At 74.6% G+C, this 1,180-nt stretch carries 1 protein-coding gene; it reads right to left on the reverse strand.

Annotated features, from left to right (window positions below; translation table 11 throughout):
- Positions 1 to 44: 44 nt before the first annotated feature.
- A partial coding sequence (locus GUY61_RS38485; RefSeq protein WP_166634917.1) for a phosphotransferase occupies positions 45 to 1,180 on the reverse strand: 1,136 nt, incomplete at its 5' end.

Consider the following 1,180-nt stretch of genomic DNA (forward strand, 5'->3'; position numbering starts at 1 on the left):
GGAGCGGTCGCCTCCCGCGTCGTGGCGGGCGCGGGGCGGGGGCCTCACGACGTGACCCCGTGAGGTTCGCAGAGACGTTCGATCGCGGCCATCGGCACCGGAAGCCAGTCCGGCCGGTGCCGGGCCTCGTACAGGACCTCGTAGACGGCCTTGTCGGTCTCGTAGGCCCGCAGGAGTTCCGGTTCGTCGCGCGGGTCCGTGCCTGAGGCCGCCGCGTAGCCCTCGCAGTAGGCCGTGCGGCAGCGCGCGGCCCACTCCTGGTCCCACGGCTTGCCCGAGCGCGCCGCGTAGTCGAAGGAGCGGAGCATGCCGGCGATGTCGCGCACCGGCGGCTGCGGGCGGCGGCGTTCCGCCAGGGACTTGACGGGCTCGCCCTCGAAGTCGATCAGTGACCAGCTGCCGTCCGGGGTGCGCAGGGTCTGGCCGAGGTGCAGGTCGCCGTGGATGCGCTGGGCGGGCCAGGTGCGGCCGCCCGAGCCGAGGACGGTGAGCGCGTCGAAGGCCGTGCGCAGCCCGGGTGCGTAGGGGCGCAGCGAGGGCACCGCGATGGCCGCCGCCTCGAGACGCTCGGTCATCTGGGCGGCGAGCCGCTCTATCTGCGGGCGGCGCAGGGTGAAGGACGGCAGCGCGGAGGCGAGCGCGGTGTGCACCTCCGCGGTGGTGCGCCCCAGGGCGCGGGCCTGTTCGGTGAAGCCGGTGCCCTCCTCGACGCTGCGCAGAGCCAGTTGCCAGCCGTCGCGGGAGCCGCGCAGGTAGGGCTGGAGCACGCCGAGGGTGAGGGGCTCGTCGGTCTGCCGCTCGGGCACGGTCTCGAACCACGCGACGGGCGCCGGCACCCGCGAGCAGCCCTCGCGGGCCAGTGCCAGCGGCAGCTCCAGGTCGGGGTTGATCCCGGCGCTGACCCGCCGGAACACCTTCAGGATGTACGCGTCGCCGAAGACCAGCGAGGAGTTGGACTGCTCCGCGGAGAGCGGGCGGGGCACCAGAGAGCCGGGCAGTACGGCTCCCTTCAGCCGGTCGAAGCGCAGTCCGCCCAGGTCGCCGGGGGTGCGAAGACGCTCGAAGAGCAGCCCGGCGAGCCGCGGGTCCTGGAGCGCGTCGTAGACGGTCAGTCCGGCCATCGGCCCCTGGGCGACATGGCCGATCAGGGCGCTCGCCAGGGCGGGCGGCAGCGCTGTGC

Origin of the sequence: Streptomyces sp. GC420 (assembly GCF_009916105.1) — a bacterium.
Lineage (GTDB): Bacteria > Actinomycetota > Actinomycetes > Streptomycetales > Streptomycetaceae > Streptomyces.